16 protein-coding genes, 1 pseudogene and 2 riboswitches are annotated in these 16,384 nt (G+C 68.1%); of the genes and pseudogenes, 3 read left to right on the top strand and 14 right to left on the bottom strand.

Annotated elements, in window-relative coordinates:
• Positions 1 to 2: 2 nt before the first annotated feature.
• From AC1RNQ_RS09045 to AC1RNQ_RS09035, 3 genes are all read right to left on the bottom strand, one after another.
• Positions 3 to 677: a hypothetical protein gene (locus AC1RNQ_RS09045; protein WP_493170640.1), complete on the bottom strand. Its 675-nt coding sequence runs from the start codon at positions 675 to 677 to the stop codon at positions 3 to 5.
• Positions 678 to 826: 149 nt separating this feature from the next.
• Positions 827 to 1,234 (bottom strand): GFA family protein, encoded by a 408-nt coding sequence (locus AC1RNQ_RS09040; protein WP_493170638.1) that lies wholly within the window; start codon positions 1,232 to 1,234, stop codon positions 827 to 829.
• Positions 1,231 to 2,787: a fatty acid--CoA ligase gene (locus AC1RNQ_RS09035; RefSeq protein ID WP_493170636.1), complete on the bottom strand. Its 1,557-nt coding sequence runs from the start codon at positions 2,785 to 2,787 to the stop codon at positions 1,231 to 1,233. The genes AC1RNQ_RS09040 and AC1RNQ_RS09035 overlap by 4 nt, the downstream gene beginning before the upstream one ends.
• Before the next feature lie 280 nt (positions 2,788 to 3,067).
• Between AC1RNQ_RS09035 and AC1RNQ_RS09030 the strand changes: the two genes are divergently transcribed.
• Positions 3,068 to 4,288 carry a hypothetical protein gene (locus tag AC1RNQ_RS09030; protein ID WP_493170634.1) on the top strand — a complete coding sequence of 407 codons (1,221 nt, stop codon included), beginning with the start codon at positions 3,068 to 3,070 and terminating at the stop codon, positions 4,286 to 4,288.
• 71 nt (positions 4,289 to 4,359) lie between these two features.
• Positions 4,360 to 5,613 (top strand): hypothetical protein, encoded by a 1,254-nt coding sequence (locus tag AC1RNQ_RS09025; RefSeq protein ID WP_493170632.1) that lies wholly within the window; start codon positions 4,360 to 4,362, stop codon positions 5,611 to 5,613.
• Here AC1RNQ_RS09025 and AC1RNQ_RS09020 read toward each other — a convergent pair.
• The 11 genes from AC1RNQ_RS09020 to AC1RNQ_RS08970 form a co-directional block, all read right to left on the bottom strand.
• A complete protein-coding gene (locus AC1RNQ_RS09020; protein ID WP_493171360.1) occupies positions 5,583 to 6,233 on the bottom strand; it encodes a DUF938 domain-containing protein in 651 nt (216 codons plus the stop codon). The genes AC1RNQ_RS09025 and AC1RNQ_RS09020 overlap by 31 nt on opposite strands.
• A 14-nt stretch (positions 6,234 to 6,247) precedes the next feature.
• A complete protein-coding gene (locus AC1RNQ_RS09015) occupies positions 6,248 to 6,694 on the bottom strand; it encodes an ABA4-like family protein (RefSeq protein WP_493170629.1) in 447 nt (148 codons plus the stop codon).
• A 48-nt stretch (positions 6,695 to 6,742) separates the two neighbouring features.
• Entirely contained in the window at positions 6,743 to 7,093 is a 351-nt protein-coding gene (locus AC1RNQ_RS09010) for a hypothetical protein (RefSeq protein WP_493170627.1), read from the bottom strand.
• A gap of 9 nt (positions 7,094 to 7,102) precedes the next feature.
• Entirely contained in the window at positions 7,103 to 8,035 is a 933-nt protein-coding gene (locus AC1RNQ_RS09005; protein WP_493170625.1) for a hypothetical protein, read from the bottom strand.
• Positions 8,036 to 8,075: 40 nt separating this feature from the next.
• Positions 8,076 to 9,668: an aminomethyl-transferring glycine dehydrogenase subunit GcvPB gene (gene gcvPB / locus AC1RNQ_RS09000; RefSeq protein ID WP_493170623.1), complete on the bottom strand. Its 1,593-nt coding sequence runs from the start codon at positions 9,666 to 9,668 to the stop codon at positions 8,076 to 8,078.
• A complete protein-coding gene (gcvPA, locus tag AC1RNQ_RS08995; protein WP_493170621.1) occupies positions 9,665 to 11,023 on the bottom strand; it encodes an aminomethyl-transferring glycine dehydrogenase subunit GcvPA in 1,359 nt (452 codons plus the stop codon). The genes gcvPB and gcvPA overlap by 4 nt, the downstream gene beginning before the upstream one ends.
• A gap of 118 nt (positions 11,024 to 11,141) precedes the next feature.
• Positions 11,142 to 11,513, bottom strand: a complete 372-nt coding sequence (gene gcvH, locus AC1RNQ_RS08990) for a glycine cleavage system protein GcvH (protein ID WP_493170619.1) — start codon at positions 11,511 to 11,513, stop codon at positions 11,142 to 11,144.
• Between the two features lie 3 nt (positions 11,514 to 11,516).
• Positions 11,517 to 12,659: a glycine cleavage system aminomethyltransferase GcvT gene (gene gcvT / locus AC1RNQ_RS08985; RefSeq protein ID WP_493170618.1), complete on the bottom strand. Its 1,143-nt coding sequence runs from the start codon at positions 12,657 to 12,659 to the stop codon at positions 11,517 to 11,519.
• 54 nt (positions 12,660 to 12,713) lie between these two features.
• Positions 12,714 to 12,820: riboswitch (glycine riboswitch) on the bottom strand.
• Positions 12,821 to 12,922, bottom strand: a riboswitch (glycine riboswitch).
• Positions 12,923 to 12,981: 59 nt separating this feature from the next.
• A complete protein-coding gene (locus AC1RNQ_RS08980; RefSeq protein ID WP_493170616.1) occupies positions 12,982 to 13,635 on the bottom strand; it encodes a Rossmann-fold NAD(P)-binding domain-containing protein in 654 nt (217 codons plus the stop codon).
• A 296-nt stretch (positions 13,636 to 13,931) separates the two neighbouring features.
• Positions 13,932 to 15,107, bottom strand: coding sequence for a deoxyguanosinetriphosphate triphosphohydrolase (locus tag AC1RNQ_RS08975; protein ID WP_493170614.1), 1,176 nt, complete (start codon positions 15,105 to 15,107; stop codon positions 13,932 to 13,934).
• Positions 15,108 to 15,271: 164 nt separating this feature from the next.
• Complete coding sequence (locus AC1RNQ_RS08970; RefSeq protein ID WP_493170612.1) at positions 15,272 to 16,051, bottom strand: hypothetical protein; 780 nt, start codon at positions 16,049 to 16,051, stop codon at positions 15,272 to 15,274.
• Here AC1RNQ_RS08970 and AC1RNQ_RS08965 point away from each other — a divergent pair.
• Positions 16,035 to 16,384, top strand: a pseudogene (locus AC1RNQ_RS08965) (hypothetical protein); the annotation flags it as partial. The gene AC1RNQ_RS08970 and the pseudogene AC1RNQ_RS08965 overlap by 17 nt on opposite strands.

Raw genomic sequence — 16,384 nt, 5'->3', positions numbered from 1 at the left:
TCTCAGTCGGCGCCGTGCATCCAACGCGCCTCGCCCTGGAAGGGGTAGCGGGTGGACACCGCCCATTTCTTGCCGCCGATCTCGACGGCACCCCGCTCCGTTCGCGTCTCCAGAAAGGCGCGGAGTTCGGCGCGCTTTGTCGAAGGCACGAAGAGGCTGTAGCTTTCCTCGCCGCGCTTGCGCGTGTCGGGATGGTCGAGCCCCGGCCAGTCTTTCGGCCAATGGATCGATGCGTCGGGCGCATAGTCATAGGGCCAGATCATCACCTCGATCGTGTCGGGAACCCATTCGGCCGCATCAGCACGGCTGAATTTGGCAATGACGTCGTAGAGGCGCTGGACCGCCGAAGGGACTTTGCCGCGCGAAAAACGGCTCGGCTTGTCGCCGGTCGGTGTCATCCGCCCATATACCCTGATCGCCCATGGCTCGTCGCGATCGAAGCCAAGGAACAATTGTTCGGGCTGGTCGGTGGCGTGGGTCAATTTGAACGACCCGGCCTGTTCGGCGGCAGCGGACAGATTCATGTCCTGCAGCAGTGCCGCACTTTCCGCGACCGACAGCCGGACGATGCGATAGATATTTTCATCGCGGTAGATGATGTCGCCGTTTTTATAGAGCACGAATGCGGGCGAATCCGATCCGATGGCCATCAGCCAGGGATTGGTCTCGATCATCACGATTAGCGGATCTTTGGCAGATTGCCCTGCTGCTGGCAACGGGATCGCCAACGCTGCGAGGACGAGTGCGAGCATGAATCGAAGGACGGTCATGCAGCACGCCTAGCGCGTCGCACCATCCTCGCCCAGCCCCACCGCAGCGGCCGTCGTCAGAACCACATATTGCGCACCACACGCCCATCCGACGGCAGTTCTTCGAAGCTCTCCAGCCCCTCGAAATGGTCGATCGGCAGGTCGGCGACCGCCTCGGGATCGGCCAAGCGGATATTCACCGCCATGCGCCGCCGGCCGTCCTCCTCTAGCCGCAGGCCACGCCAGGCGAGCAGGCAGCCACAGGTCGGGCAGAAGTGGATTTCGAGCGCCGGATCGGCCTTGCCGACGCGGGTGAAGGTGCGCGTCGCGCCCTTGAGCGCGATGCGCCCACCCTCATAATCATAGGCCCAGAGCGCGCCGTAGCGGCGGCACAGCGTGCAATTGCACGCGGTGATCGATCCCGGATCGCCCGTCAGCGTCCAGCCCGCGTCGCCGCAGAGGCAAGTGCCTTCGAGCGAGGTCAATTGACCATCCGCTCATAGCCCTCCCAATAGGGCGCGCGGAGGTCCTTGCGCAGAATCTTGCCGCTGGCATTGCGCGGCAGCGCCTCGATCACGTCGATGCTGCGCGGGGCCTTGAAGGCCGCGATGCGTTCGCGGGCCCAAGCGATGATGTCGTCGGCATCGATGCTCATCCCCGGCTTGGGGACGACGACCGCCTTCACCGTCTCGCCCCATTTCGCGTCGGGGATGCCGATCACCGCGACCTCCTGCACCGCGGGGTGGCCGAAGATCGCGCTCTCGACCTCGGCCGGATAGACATTCTCGCCGCCCGAGATGATCATGTCCTTCATCCGGTCGTGGATATAGAGATAGCCGTCGGCGTCGAGATAACCCGCGTCGCCAGTGTGGATCCAGCCGTCTGCGGTCATCGTCTTCGCCGTCGCCTCGGGCAGGTTCCAGTAACCGATCATATTGTTCGACGAGCGCGTGACGACCTCGCCCACCTCGCCGACCGGAACCTCCTGCCCGCTGTCGCCGAGGATCCGGATCTCGACCCCGGGGAGCGGCTTGCCCGCCGAGCGCATGCGCTGGTTGCCCGCGGGATCGTGATCCTCGGGCGGCAGCATGCAGATGGTGCCCGTGGTCTCGGTCATGCCATAGGCCTGGATGAAGTCGGCGCCGAACATCTTGATGCACTGGCGCAGCAGTTCGAGCGGGATCGGCGCGGCGCCGTAGAGGATATATTTGAGGCGGCCGAAATCGGTCTCGGCGCAGCGCGGATGCATCAGCAGCATCTGGAGCGCCGCGGGGACGATGAAGAAGCGTGTCACGCCATGCTGTTCGACCGCGTCGAACACGCCGTCGGGGTTGAATTCGGCAAGCACGACACCCGGGAGCCCCGCCGCGAGCGCCATGATGCCGAGCCCCGTGCCGCCGATATGCGCGCAGGGCATGGCGACCAGCACCGCCTCGTCATCCTCCCATTTGGTATAGGGCATGTCGAGCTCGCTCGAATTGCGGCGTAGCGCGAAAAGGTTGCGGTTCGACAGCACCGCGCCCTTGGGGTTGCCGGTGGTGCCCGAGGTGTAGAGCTGGAGCACCGCGTCGTCGGGGCCTGCCGCCGCAAAGGAGGCGCGCGGGGTCGCGGCGATCAGCGCGCGCGCGCCGGCATCGGTCAGGATGCGCGGGTCGTGCTCGAGCTTGCCGGAGAGCTGCCAGGGAATCGCCTCGAACCCCGGCCCCGTGAACAGCATCTTTGCGCCGGTATCGTTCAGCACATAGGCCCATTCGGTCGGCGACAGCCGCCAGCCGATCGGCGCCATCACGATGCCCGCGCGCGCGGCGCCGAAGAAGAGCTGGAAATAAAGGTCGCTGTTCTTGCCGATCCACGCGATGCGGTCGCCTTTCTGTAGCCCCGCGGCGAACAGCGCGCTCGCGACCCTGGCGGTAGACTCGTCGAGTTCGGCATAGGTGTAGACCCGGCCCTCCTCGCGCAGCGCGATGCGGCCTGGCCGGTCGGCCGCCCAATGGGCGATGAACTCGTCGAAGGTCAGAAGGTCGGCCAGATCTTTCATTCAAACTCTCCCGGATACCGTTCGCGGCAATTCTCAAGCCTGATAACAAACGCGCGGGCGGTTTGACAAGCGGCCCGCGCGCCGTGCGTCGCCGCGCATCTTGAAGAGTGTTCGAACGCCGTGCAATCCCGCGCGGCGGCGGGCGTTCGTCGAAGAGCGTGGCGCATTGGGCGGGGAGCGATTGTACCCGCCGCGCCGCAACTTATTGCGACGCTTGGGCAATCCCTCTATGGTGGATTATCGAAATAACACAGCCGGCCCCGGCCGCACGGAGATTCATGTGACCAAGACCCGCCTGTCGATTTTGCTCCTCGCCTCGGCGCTGGCGCTTCCCGCCGCCGCGCAGACGAACGGCGATCCCGAGATCGTCGTCACCGGCCGTTCGCTGAAGGAAACCGCCGACGACCTCGCCGCCTGCCTCGCGCGCAATTGCCCGCCCGACCAGGATGTCGCGGCCAGCCTCGCGCATGCCGAAAACCAGCTGCTGCAGGGCGATTACAAGGATTCGCGCACGACTTTGCTCAAGTCGATCGGGCGCAACCGCAAGCATGGCGACAAATTCCCCGTCGAGGTGTCCGACCTGTTCCGCGCCAACAGCCGCGTCGCCGAACATGTCGGCGAGGCCAAGAATTTCCAGCTGTCGGTGCTCGACATGCGCAACACGCTGAAGGCCGGGCTGGGCGAGAAGGACCCGCGCGTGATGGTCGCGCAAGTCGAGGTCGGCGACAGCCGCGCCAAGCTGGGTTTCCCCGACGAGGCGAAGCGCATCTATCAGGATGTCGAAAAGGATGCGCTGGCGAAAGGCCAGAACCGCGTCGCGATGTTCGCGCGCGTACGCGGGGCGCTGCTTGCCCAGACCGAGGCCGAAGCCTCGGGCCTCGACGCCGACTATGCTAAGGCGCGAGGGGCGCTCGACGCGATCATCGCCGCGCCGCTCGCGGGCGGCGAGGATTTCGCGCTGGTGGCGAAGGTGATGCGCGCGCGCATGGACCGCAAGAAGGGCGATTCGAGCTCGACCGACGCGATCCTCAAGGACTTCGCCGACAAGGGCGGCGCGACGCGCCCGATGCTGTTGTTCAGCGAGCCGATCAAGCGCATCGACCTGACCGAGGATTTTGGCAATGACCAGCCGCAGGCGAACACGCTGCAACGGCTGACCGCGCTCAACAGCGTCGCCAAATGGGCAGACGTGGGCTTCTGGATCAATGCCGACGGACGGGTCAGCGATGTCGAGGTGCTACGCAGCGACGGCACCAAACAGTGGCTGAAGCCCGTGTTCAAGCAGATCCAGACGCGCGTCTATGCGCCGCTGCGCCGCAGCGACAATGATGCGAGCCCGGGTTTCTACATGATCGAGCGCTATACGCTGACCGCGCGCTGGACCGACGATGCGACGGGCACCAACATGCGCCGCCGCGAGGCGACCCCGCGCATCGAACGGCTCGACATCACCCCCGAAAATTACGAGCGGCCGGTGGTGGAGAGCGGCGCGGCAAGCTGATCCTCGCGGCTTGACGCTAGGGCGCCTTCGTGAGACCCTTCGCGCCTATATAGCGTGAAGGGAGGAAGCTTATGCGCCGTCTCGTTTTTCTCGCCCCGCTCGCCGCGACGCTGGCCGTCGCGCCTGCGCTTGCCGCCGACAGCGACGGCCCCATCATCGTCACCGCGCAGCCGCTCGCCGAGACCGCCGCCGCGCTCGCGGCCTGCCTCGCGCGAAGCTGCCCACCCGATCAGGATATCGCGGCGACGCTCGCGCACGCCGAAAACCAGTTCGTCGCCGGCAGCTACAAGGCGGCGCGCACGACCTTGCTCAAATCGATCGACCGCAACGAGGCGCATGCCCGCGCCTTTCCGGTCCCGGTGTCCGACCTCTACCGCGCCAACGGCCGCGTCGCCGAGCATGTCGGCGAGGCGCGCAGCTTCCAGTCGTCGGTACTCGAAATGCGCGACACGCTGCGCGAGGGGCTGGGCCGCGGCGATCCGCGTGTGCTGGGCGCGCAGATCGAGGTCGGCGACAGCCGCGCGAAGCTGGGTTTCCCCGACGAGGCCGCGCGCATCTATGCCGATGTAGAAAAGGAAGCGCTGGGCGACGGCCTCAATCGCATCGCGATGTACGCGCGCCTGCGGCAGGCGGTGCTCGTGCAGGTCACCGCCGAAGACAGCAACCTGCCCGCCGAACGCAAGCGCGCCCGCGCGATGCTGGAGGCGATCGTCGCCGATCCCCTGCCCGGCACCGACGACCTGCGGCTGGTCGCGCAGGTGTCGCTCACACGAATGGATAGGAAGGCGGGCCGCGAGGAATCGACCGCGGCGCTGATGCGGCAATTCGCCGAACAGGGCGGCGCCGCGCGGCCGATTCTGATCGCCGCATCGCCGATCAAATCGCCCGGCATCGACACCATTCGCAACGCCGCGAACCAGAGCCTGGCCGACAACAGCACCAGCGCCAGTTTCCTTACCATTGCCGCCGCGGACACCTCGCGGCGGCTGGTCGCGTTCAATTCGATTGGCAAATGGGCCGACGTCGGCTTTTGGGTGACGCCGTCGGGCAAGGTGTCAGATGTCGAGATATTGCGCGTTAGCGGCGGAACCGGGTGGCTAGATCCCGTCGTTACCCATCTCGAAGGCCGCGTCTATGCCCCGCTCAAGGCGAATTCGGACGGCGTCAATCCGGGCTTTTACATGGTCGAACGCTATTCGCTGACCGCACGCTGGACCGACGACGCGACGGGCACCAACATGCGGCGGCGCGAATTCACGCCGCGGATCGAACGGCTGGACATCACGCCCGAGAATTATGGGCGGCCGGTCACCGACGGCGCCTGACCGGCGCGGCGAAAGAGCAGCATCAAATTGTTCGCGGGCATCGCGCGCCGTTCGGCGAAGACGAAGCCCGCAGCGGCGGCGGCCGCCTTGACCGCATCGGTATCGCGCAGTCCCCAGGCGGGATCGCGGGCGCGCAGGCTGGCGTCGAAGGCGTGGTTGCTTTCGGCGGTCGGCACGCCGGGCTCGATATATGGCCCATAGAGGACCAGCGGCGCGCCGGGCGTGAGCAGGCGCGCGGCGCCGGCGAAGAGGCCGAGCGTTGCTTCCCACGGGCTGATATGCACCATGTTGATGCACAGGATCGCGTCGGTGCGGTCGACCGGCCAATCGGGCGCGGCGGCATCGAGCGCCAGCGGCGGCGCGATATTGGGCGATCCGGCCTCGACGCGCCAGGCGGCGATCGAGGCGAGCCCCGCCGGATCGGGGTCGCTCGGCTGCCAGAGCAGATGCGGAAAGGCGGCGGCGAAATGGACGATATGCTCGCCCGACCCGCTCGCAACTTCGAGGACCGCTCCCGACGCGGGCAGCCAGTCGGCGAGCACCGCGGCGATCGCGTCGCGGTTGCGTAGCGTCGCGGGGGCATGGCGCTTTGCCGCCGCCCCGTCCGCGTCGCCCGGCATCCAGGGCTGCGGGCTCACGCCTTGGCCTGCGCCCGCGCGCGGCGTTCGCGCACCACCAGCCAGGCGAGCAGGCCGACCGGACCGACCATCAAGGTGAGGAACAGGAAAGGGATCTGGACGATGCGGCCGAAACCCTTGTTGTCGGCGTCGCGCGCGATCCACAGGCCGGTGAACAGGTCGAACGCCAGATAATGGATCCAGCCGAGCGTCGTGCCGCCGGGGGTGGCGAACAGCTTCATGACGCCGGCGAGCGTGGTGAAACTGCCGCCGCCGGGGCCGCCCGGATCGATCGTGCCGGTTACGAAACCGATAAGCAGCACGGCATAGCCGAGGCTGAGCAGGAAAACGCCCGCATAAAGGATGAGCGCCAATATCTTCGGGTTGCGCGGCAGGGCGGCAAGCGCGATCCAACCGGCCATCGCCCAATAATTGGCCAGCAGAAACAAGCTGTCCCAGCTCATGGCTTATCCCCTTTGTGCAATCGCCGCCCTGCCCTCTTCTTGCCAGCGCTAGATCAGCCCGCCAAGTCCGAAGAGCAGAATCGCGGCGAACAGCGCGGCGAGGCCGGCGACCACGATCAGCAAGGTCAGCCGCGCCGCCGACAGCCGCCGCGTCGCCGCAAAGCCTGCCGCAGTTGCAGCACCAAAGGCGATCAGCGGTGCCCACAGGAACGCCCAATCATAGCTGAACTCGCGGCGCACGCGGACCATCTCCCACTGCTCGACGACGAGGCCGTAGAGGGTGATCGCGGCGAGCCAGACCGCGACGAAGACGACCGCGAACAAGGCGCCGGCGGCGATGCAGCCCGTAGCGCCGCGGCGCGCGCCCTTGGATGGATCGGGCGGCGGCGTGTCGGGCATGCGCGTCTCCTATTCGGCGATATAGCGCCAGGGCGCCTCCGGCGTATCACGATGCCAGATCGTGAAAAAGGGCGATGCAAGGATGGGCGCGTCGGGCGCGAGCCCCGCGGGGCGCTGCTTGGGCGTGATGCGGCCGAAGCTGACGCCGAGATCGCCCGACGGCGCGACGATTCCGAAGTCGGGACCCCAGTCGATCGCCTGCCCGGGCTGCGGTTCGGGATCGAAGCCCGCAGCGATCGCCGCCGCGCCTTCGGTGAGCCCCGCCTCGGCGCCGAGGTTGATCGCATCGGTCCGGCCATATTCGCCGAAGGCGGGGCCGACCCCGGCGACCTGCGCTCGCGCCGCGAAGGCGCGTTCGGCGGCAAGCATCGTATCGAGCGCATCGGACGGCGGCGTGCCGCGCCAGACCGCGGCGTCGGGCAGGCCGAGCGCGCGGAAGCTGCGGTCGACGGCGCCCGCGGCGCGCGGCAGACGCTTATACGCCAGCACGCGCCAGCCCTCGGGCATCCGGCCCCAATAGGCGAGATATTTGCCGAGTTGCTCGGTCCCGTCGGGCAGCGCCGCGGCGAAATAGCCCGCGGTGAAGCCGTGCCGGCCGTCGGCCGAAATGCCACCGCGCACGGGGAACCAGTCGGCGCGCCCTTTCGCCGCGGTCGAGTTGGCGTGCAGATAGGCGACGATCCCGCTCCGCGAGCGCAGGAAGGGTTTGTCGCCGCGCGCAGGCATCACCGCATCGTCGGCGAGCATTGCGCCGATCGCGTCGGGAAGCAGCCGTTCGCGTCCCGCGGCGGCAAAAGCGCGGTCAGCCTCGACCAGCGCTGCCAGCTGCGCCGCGGGGAGCGCCGCCTCGGACGCCGGCAGCGCGGTCGGCTCCTCGGCGAACGCTCCCGCAGGCAGCACAATCGCCAGCGCGGCGGCCGGCCAGAACAGGAAATGCGGCATATCGTCCCCTTCGCCTATGCGGCGAAGAAGCCGAAATGCCTCAACCGCCGCCGATTTCGCTCGCCACCGGCACGCCCGGAGCGACCGCGGGTTCGAACCAGGCCAGCACGGGGTTACGCGCCGCCCGCGTCTCGTCGAGCCGCGCGCGCGGCGCGAAGTGCGGCGCCGACTTGAGCGCCGGATCGCCATTCTTCGCGCGCAGCGCGACGCTGCGCAGCGCCCCGATGAACTGGTCTAGCACCGCCTTGCTCTCGGTCTCGGTCGGTTCGATCAACATCGCGCCATGGACGACGAGCGGGAAATAGACCGTCATCGGATGATAACCCTCGTCGATGATCCCCTTGGCGATATCGAGCGTCGAGAAGCCCTCGGCGAGGCCATTGTCGGTGAACAAGGCCTCATGCATGCACGGGCCCGAGCCGCCAAAGGGCGCTTCGAGCACATCGTCGAGGCTGCGCAGGATATAGTTGGCGTTGAGGACGGCGTCCTCGGCGACCTGCTTGAGCCCGTCGGCGCCGTGGCTGAGCATATAGGTCAGCGCGCGCGTGAACATGCCCATCTGGCCGTGGAAGGCGGTCATGCGCCCGAAGGTGTCGGGATGTTCCGCACCCGCGCTTTCCTCCTCGACCAGCTTGAACGATCCGTCGGCGTAGCGCGCGGCATAAGGGATCGGGCCGTAGGGCGACAGCGCTTCCGACAGCACGACCGGACCCGAGCCGGGCCCGCCGCCGCCGTGCGGGGTCGAGAAGGTCTTGTGGAGGTTGATGTGCATCGCGTCGACGCCGAGGTCGCCGGGGCGGACCTTGCCGACGATCGCGTTGAAATTGGCGCCGTCGCAATAGACGTAACCGCCCGCCGCATGCACCGCGTCCGAAATCGCCTTCATGTCGCGCTCGAACAGCCCGCAGGTGTTGGGATTGGTGATCATCACCCCCGCGACGTCGGGACCGAGCCGCGCCTTGAGCGCCTCGAGATCGACGCGGCCTTCGGGGGTCGCGGGAATATCCTCGACGCTGAAGCCGGCAAAAGCCGCGGTCGCGGGGTTGGTGCCGTGCGCGCTCTCCGGGACGAGCAGCACGCGCCGGTCCTCGCCGCGCGCTTCGAGCGCCGCCTTGATGCACAGGATACCGCAGAGTTCGCCATGCGCACCCGCCTTCGGAGTCATCGCGACGCCGTGCATGCCGGTGAGCTTGATCAGCCACATCGCGAGCTCGTTGATGACCGCGAGCGCGCCCTGCACCGTTTCCTGCGGCTGGAGCGGGTGGATGTCGGCGAAGCCCGGCATCCGCGCGACCTTTTCGTTGAGGCGCGGGTTGTGCTTCATCGTACAGCTGCCGAGGGGGAAGAGTCCGAGGTCGATCGCGTAGTTCTGGCGGCTGAGGCGCGTATAGTGGCGCACGGTCTCGCCCTCGCTGAGACCCGGCAGGCCGATCGGCGCCAAGCGCGCGAGCCCGCCGAGGTCGAGTGCCGGGGCCGCTTCGTCGAAATCGACGCCGGTGGTCTCGGTCGAACCGATCTCGAAGATCAAAGGCTCTTCGAGCGTCAGCGCGCGATTGCCGGTGAAGGTGGTCGTGTCGTCGGCACCGCCCGCGTTCATTTCGGGGCGCCAGCCGGATGCGTTGAGCGTGCTCATGCCAGCACCTCCTTCAGCGCCGCGGCAAAGGCGGCGATGTCCTCCGCCGTGCAGGTTTCGGTGGCCGCGACGACCAGCCCGTTTTCGAGCCCGCTGTTCTCGGGATAGAGCCGGCCGAGCGACACGCCGCCGAGGATGTCGCGCTCGGCGAGCTGATGAACGACGGGCCGCGCGGCGGTCGGGAGCAGCAGGGTGAATTCGTTGAAGAAGGCGGTGTTGAGCACCGAAACGCCCGGCACGTTCGATAGCTGTTCGGCCGCCGCGAGTGCGCGGCCGTGGTTGATCGCCGCGAGCTGGCGCAGGCCGGCCTCGCCGAGCAAGGTCATGTGGATGCTGAAGGCCAGCGCGCAAAGCCCCGAGTTGGTGCAGATATTGCTCGTCGCCTTTTCGCGGCGGATATGCTGTTCGCGCGTCGACAGCGTCAGCACGAAGCCGCGCTTGCCATTGGCGTCGACGGTCTCGCCGCAGAGGCGACCCGGCATCTGGCGGACATATTTGGCCTTGCACGCAAAGAGCCCAACATAAGGTCCGCCGAACTGCAGGCCGACGCCGATCGACTGGCCCTCGCCGACGACGATGTCGGCGCCCATTTCGCCGGGCGACTTGATCAGGCCGAGCGCGACGGGTTCGGTCACCACCGCGATCAGCAGCGCGCCCGACGCCTGGCACGCCGCGGCGAGCGCGCTCATGTCGTCGATGCGGCCGAGGATGTCGGGATATTGCACGACGACGCAGCTCGTGTCCCTGTCGACCGCGGCGGCGAGATCCGCCCAGTCGGTGCCGGGTACCAGTTCGGGATCGGCCTCGACGAGCACATCGCCAGTGTATTTCGCCATCGTCCGCGCGACGCTGCGGTAATGCGGGTGCACGCCGGTCGAGAAGAGCGCCTTGGCGCGCCTGGTGATGCGGCGCGCCATCACGACGGCTTCCCAGCAGGCGGTCGAGCCGTCGTACATTGACGCGTTCGCCACATCGGTGCCGAGCAGGCGCGCGACCTGGCTCTGGAATTCGAACAGCATCTGCAGCGTGCCCTGCGCGATTTCGGGCTGGTAGGGCGTATAGGCGGTCAGAAACTCGCCGCGCTGGATCAGATGATCGACGCTCGCGGGGACATGGTGGCGGTATGCGCCCGCGCCGAGGAAGAAGGGCCCATCGCCTGCGGCGCGGTTGCGCCGCGCGAGCGCGCCCATGTGGCGCTCGACCGCGAGTTCGCTGGCTTGGTTCGGCAAATCGGCGATGGGACCGTCGAGCCGCGCCTCGGCGGGGACGTCGACGAACAGGTCGTCGATCGACGCGGCGCCGATGACGCCGAGCATGGCCGAACGGTCGTCGGCGGTGAGCGGGAGGTAACGCATTTCACTATCTCCCCCCTCCCGCTTGCGGGAGGGGTCGGGGGAGGGATTGGTCGAAGGAAAGCCCGTCCCCTGACAGGCCCTCCCCTAGCCCCTCCCGCAAGCGGGAGGGGGACTGAGGTCAAAGATTGTCGCAGAAGGCCTTATATTCGGTCGCGTTCATCAGCGCGTCGAGCTGGCCCTTGTCGCCGAGCGTCATGCGGAAGAACCAGCCTTCGCCTTCGGGGTCCGAATTGACGAGCGCGGGGTCTTCCTCGAGCTGGCCATTGCCTTCGGTGACGGTGCCGTCGACCGGGGCGTAGACGTCGCTTGCCGCCTTGACCGACTCCACGACCGCGGCGTCGCCACCCTGGCTGAGTTCGGCGCCGGTGTCGGGGACCTCGACGAAGACGATGTCGCCGAGCTGGCCCTGCGCGAAGTCGGTGATGCCCACCGTCGCGACGTCGCCGTCGACGTCGACCCATTCATGCTCTTCGGTATAATAACGCGGCATCGGTCAGCCTCCCTGTTTGCGGACATAGCGGTGTGGAACGAAGGGCATCGCGGTCACGGTGCAATGCACGCGCTTGCCGCGGACCTCGGCGGCGACCGACTTGCCGGGGACGGCATGGTCGCGCGGGACATAACCCATGGCGATGGGGGCGCCAACGCTCGGCGCGAAGCCGCCCGACGTCACGACGCCGATCTCGTCCTCGCCATCGAACAGCTTGGCGCCCTCGCGCACCGGCAGCTTGCCGTCGACGGTAAGGCCGACGCGCTTGCGTGGGGACCCGTCGGCATAATGGCCGAGGATGCGCGCGGCGCCGGGGAAACCGCCTTCCTCGCGGCGGCGCTTCTGGATCGCGAAGCCGAGGTCGCCTTCAATGGGGTCGATGGTGGGGTCGAGGTCGTGGCCGTAGAGCGGCAGCCCCGCTTCGAGCCGCAGGCTGTCGCGCGCGCCGAGGCCGATCGGCTTCACCTCGGGCTCGCCGCAGAGCAGGTCGGCGACCTGCTGTACCTTGTCGGCATCGACAGAGATTTCGAAGCCGTCCTCGCCGGTGTAGCCCGAGCGGCTGATCCACGCGTCGACGCCGCCGATCTGGTACGGCCCGCCCATCATGAAGACGAGCGCGTCGAGCGGCCATTGGCCGGTCGTGTGGCGCTTCAACGCGTCGAAGGCCTTCGGCCCCTGCAGCGCGAGCAACGCGCGCTCTTCCAAGTGGTTGATGGTGATCGCGTCGGGCAGCTCTTCGCGCAGGTGGCCGATATCTTCCCACTTCACCGCGCCGTTGACGACCATATAGATGCCGCCCGGCCAGCGGCTGAGCATCAGGTCGTCGAGAATGCCGCCGTCCTCGGCGAGCAGAAGCGAGTAACGCATGCGCCCGACCGCGAGGCTCTTCACGTCGCCGGGCAGCACCGCCTCGAGCGCGTCGTCGAGCCCCTCGCCCGAGAGATAGAGCTGGCCCATATGGCTGACGTCGAACAGCCCCGCATTTTCGCGGACCCACAGATGTTCGGCCATGATGCCTTCGTACTGGATCGGCATCCAGTAACCCGCGAACTCGACCATGCGGCCGCCCTTGTCGCGGTGCCAGGCGTCGAGCGGCAGCGTCGCGGTTTCGACCGCTTCCTCGCCCGTCTGTTCATTTTCGGTCATGTCAGTCTCCCGCGGTTGCACGGCGAACACGCGGCGGGGTGCCGCGGCTTCGACCATGCCCCCTCTGTCACGGGAACCTGAGAGTTTTCCCCCATGAAGCCATGGGGTTACCCCTTCGGTGGTTCCAGCCTAAGGCTGGAACGCTTTCCAGAGTGTCCGTTCCAGCCCGCGCGGTCCGCTTGACCTGAGAGTTTCCGGGGCGGTTGCTCCTTCGGTGGCGAGGTGCGGGTTACCCCGCCCCCGCGCTCTCCCGCGCGGCCGGTCGAATCCCCCATGGGAAACCCGACAGACGCCCGAGCCTTGGCGGGCGCTTTTCGCAGAGTCAATCGGCGAGCCGCCGCATCGCGTCATTTTCGTGGATTCGCACGCCGGGCTGCGCGATTCCGATCAGCAATACGATCGCGCGCGCGACGGTGTCGCCGCGGATCGAGCGATAGCGGCGCAGCGAGCCATGGAGCAGCGCGTCGGTGAAGGGCGCGGCAACCATGGCGATCCCCTCGCCCAGCCGCTTGGGCCCCGCGCGATCGCCCATAAGCAGCCCGGGGCGCAATATATCGAGCCGATCGAAACCGAGCGCGCGCAGCCCGTCTTCGGTCTCGCCCTTGGTCTTCAGATAGAAGTTGCGGCTCTTCGCCGAGGCGCCGACCGAGCTGACGAGGATCATCTGTTGGGTGCCCGCCATCCGCGCGCCCCGCGCCGCCGACAGGATCAGGTCGTGATCGACCGCGCAGAAGGCCGCCTCCGACCCCGCTTGGCGGATCGTCGTGCCGAGGCACGAGATGAGCACTGCGGGGCGCTCGACCGCGACGATGTCCGCCCAGCGCTCGGGCGGCGCGACGAGCCGCGCATGCTGCTCGGGCAGGTCGCCCATCTCCCGCCGCGTGAGGATGGTGAGCGGGCGGTCGCCGGCATTGGCGATGACCGCCTGCCCGATCATGCCGGTCGCGCCGAGGAGCAGGGTGCTGTGGGTCGTCATAAGCGCGAGCTTATAGGCATCGCGGGGCGATGGCGAGAGCGCGTGCCGCATAGGGATTTTAATGGCGGGTTATGGACGGAACATCGGCCTAAAACCGAAACGTTGGTGAGATTTTTTTCGCGCAAAGACGCAAAGACACAAAGATGTCGTGCCTGCCGCGAAGCGGCTTTTTCCCACATCGTTGGTTTGAACCGCCGCGAAGATGGAAAAAGCGGCCTTACGGCCACGCGCCATCTTCTTCGTGTCTTTGCGTCTTTGCGCGAAATATGGCGGCGCTGCCCGCCAAAGCCGCCGGATCATGCGTGCGCGAGGGCCTCCGGCACCTGATTGCGCCCGAATATCTCGGCATAGCGGTCGATGGCGAAACGATCGGTCATGCCCGCGATGTAATCGCCGATGTGGCGAACGGTGTCGCCTTTCTCGTGCGGCAGACGGGCGGACCAGTCGGCGCCCATCAGCCGCGGGTCGGCGGCATAGGCGTCGAACAGCCGCGCGATGACCTGGTTCGCGGCCTCGGCCGCCGCCATCTGTTCGGGGTGGTGGTAGAGATTGGCGTACATGAAGCGCTTGAGATCGCGCTCCTCGGCCGCGAGTTCGGGCGAGAAAGTGCCGAGCTTGCGGCCCGCTATCCGCACCTCGTCGGCGCTGGTCACGCCCGCGTCGGCGACATTGGCCGTCGTCGCGGCGATCACGTCGTTGACCATCACGCCGATCTGGTCGCGCACCAGTTCGCGCAGCAGCCGCTCGCGCGGGGCGCCGGGGAAGCGTTCTTCGACGCCCCTGAAATTGGCCGCGACGAAGGGCTGCGTCATCAGCTGGTCGAACTCGAGCAGGCCCGCGCGCAGCCCGTCGTCGATGTCGTGATTGTCATAGGCGATATCGTCGGCGACCGCCGCGATCTGCGCCTCGAGGCTGGCGTGGCTACCCAGGTCGAGCGTGAAGCGCGCGTCGATTTCGGCGAGCGCCCAGCCGGGGTGTGTTACCGGGCCATTGTGCTTGGCGAGCCCCTCGAGCGTTTCCCAAGTCAGGTTGAGGCCGTCGAAGCGCGGATAGGGGCATTCGAGGCAGGCGAGCGTGCGCAAAGTATGACCGTTGTGATCGAAGCCGCCATAACCGGCCATCGCCGCTTTCAGCGCGTCTTCGCCGGCATGGCCGAAGGGCGGATGGCCGATGTCGTGCGCGAGGCAGAGCGCTTCGGTGATATCCTCGTTGAGCCCCAAGGCGCGCGCGATGCCGCGGCCGATCTGCGCGACCTCGATGCTGTGGGTCAGGCGGACGCGATAATGGTCGCCGTCGGGCGCGACGAAGACCTGCGTCTTGTGGCGCAGGCGGCGGAAGGCGATCGAATGGATGATGCGGTCGCGGTCGCGCTGGAAATCGTCGCGCGGTCCGCGCACGACGCGGCCGACCTCCTCATGCAGGCGCCCGCGGCTTTGCGCGGGGTCGCTCGCGCAGGCGGAGACGGCGGCCATTCAGATCCTCCCCACGCGAAGCGATGGGGAGGTGGCAGCGGCTTTAGCCGCTGACGGAGGGGTAATGGCGCCGACGTTGCCGACCCCTCCACCATCCGCTTCGCGGACGGTCCCCCTCCCCAACGCAGCGCGATGGGGAGGATCTATCTTGGCATCGCCCAAGCTCATTTGACCGGATCGACTTCCTGGCCCGCGTCGCTGTTGAAGAGGAAGCCGTCGCCGCCCGCCTTCTTGTAATCGGCGAGCCAGGCGTCGGCGCCCTTCTTGTTCGGGAAGGGCCCCACGAGCAGGCGGCGCGTGCGGCCCCATTCGGTGCTGGCGCCCGCCTTGCCCTTGAACAAGGCCGGATTCTTCTTCGCAAACTTGCCATAGTCGAGCGCGAGGGCCTTGGCATTGGCGCCGGTCGCGACCTGGACCCAGAGGCGTGCGGGGTTGGCTTTCTTTTCAGCAGCTTCAGCCTTGGCCTTCGCATCGGCTTCCGCCTTGTTCTTGGCGGCTGCATCGTCCTTGATACGCTTCGCCTCGGCGGCCACCTCGGCCTTGCGCTTGTCCTCGCGCAGCTTCGCGAGCGTCGCGGCGTCGACGGCGTCGGTCGATGCGGCCATTTCCTCGGCGGGGATTTCGAGCGAGCCGACGATGTCGGCGAGCGAGGCGAGCGGCGCCGCGGGGGTCGGCGCGAAGGTCGGCGCGGCGGCAACCGCCGAGGTCGGCGGCGGGGGCGCGACGTCGGAGGCGGCGACCTCGACCGGCTGCGGCGCCGTGGCCGCGGGCGGGGTCGACGGCGCCGGGGCGGGCGTCGCCACCGCGGGCTGGCCGATGTCGGAGATCGAGAAGCCGGGGCCGACCGGGCCGCCGTCGCGGATCGCCACCCCGATGGGGGCGACCGCGGCGGGCGGCGGCGCGGGTGTCGGCGTCGGTGTCGGCAGGATGGCCGCGGGCAGCATCGCGGTCCCGGCGACCGTCGCCGCCGGCGGCGTCGTGATCGGCGGGGGAGCGGGCGTCGGCGCGGAGGTGGGCCGTGGGGCCGGGGTGGGTGCCGGACGGACCGGAGCCGCGCTGGCGACCGCCACGGTCGGTACCTGCCGTGGCGGCGTCGCGGCGGGCGGATCGGGCTGGCGGCGCACACTCACCGCCGGCGGGGTCGCAGTGGCGGGCGACAGCGTGCCACGCGCGCGGTCGCGCTCGCTGGGGCGGCGGCGGTCGGGCCTGGCGGTTGCGGCGGGCGGCAGCGCGGCGGGCGGCGGGGTGGCGGCCGCGCCCTGGACCGGCGCGCGCGG

This window comes from Sphingopyxis sp. GW821-FHT12F08 (assembly GCF_058806755.1).
Note: the sequence above shows the minus strand (reverse complement) of the source record. Positions and strands in the feature narration are given on the sequence as shown.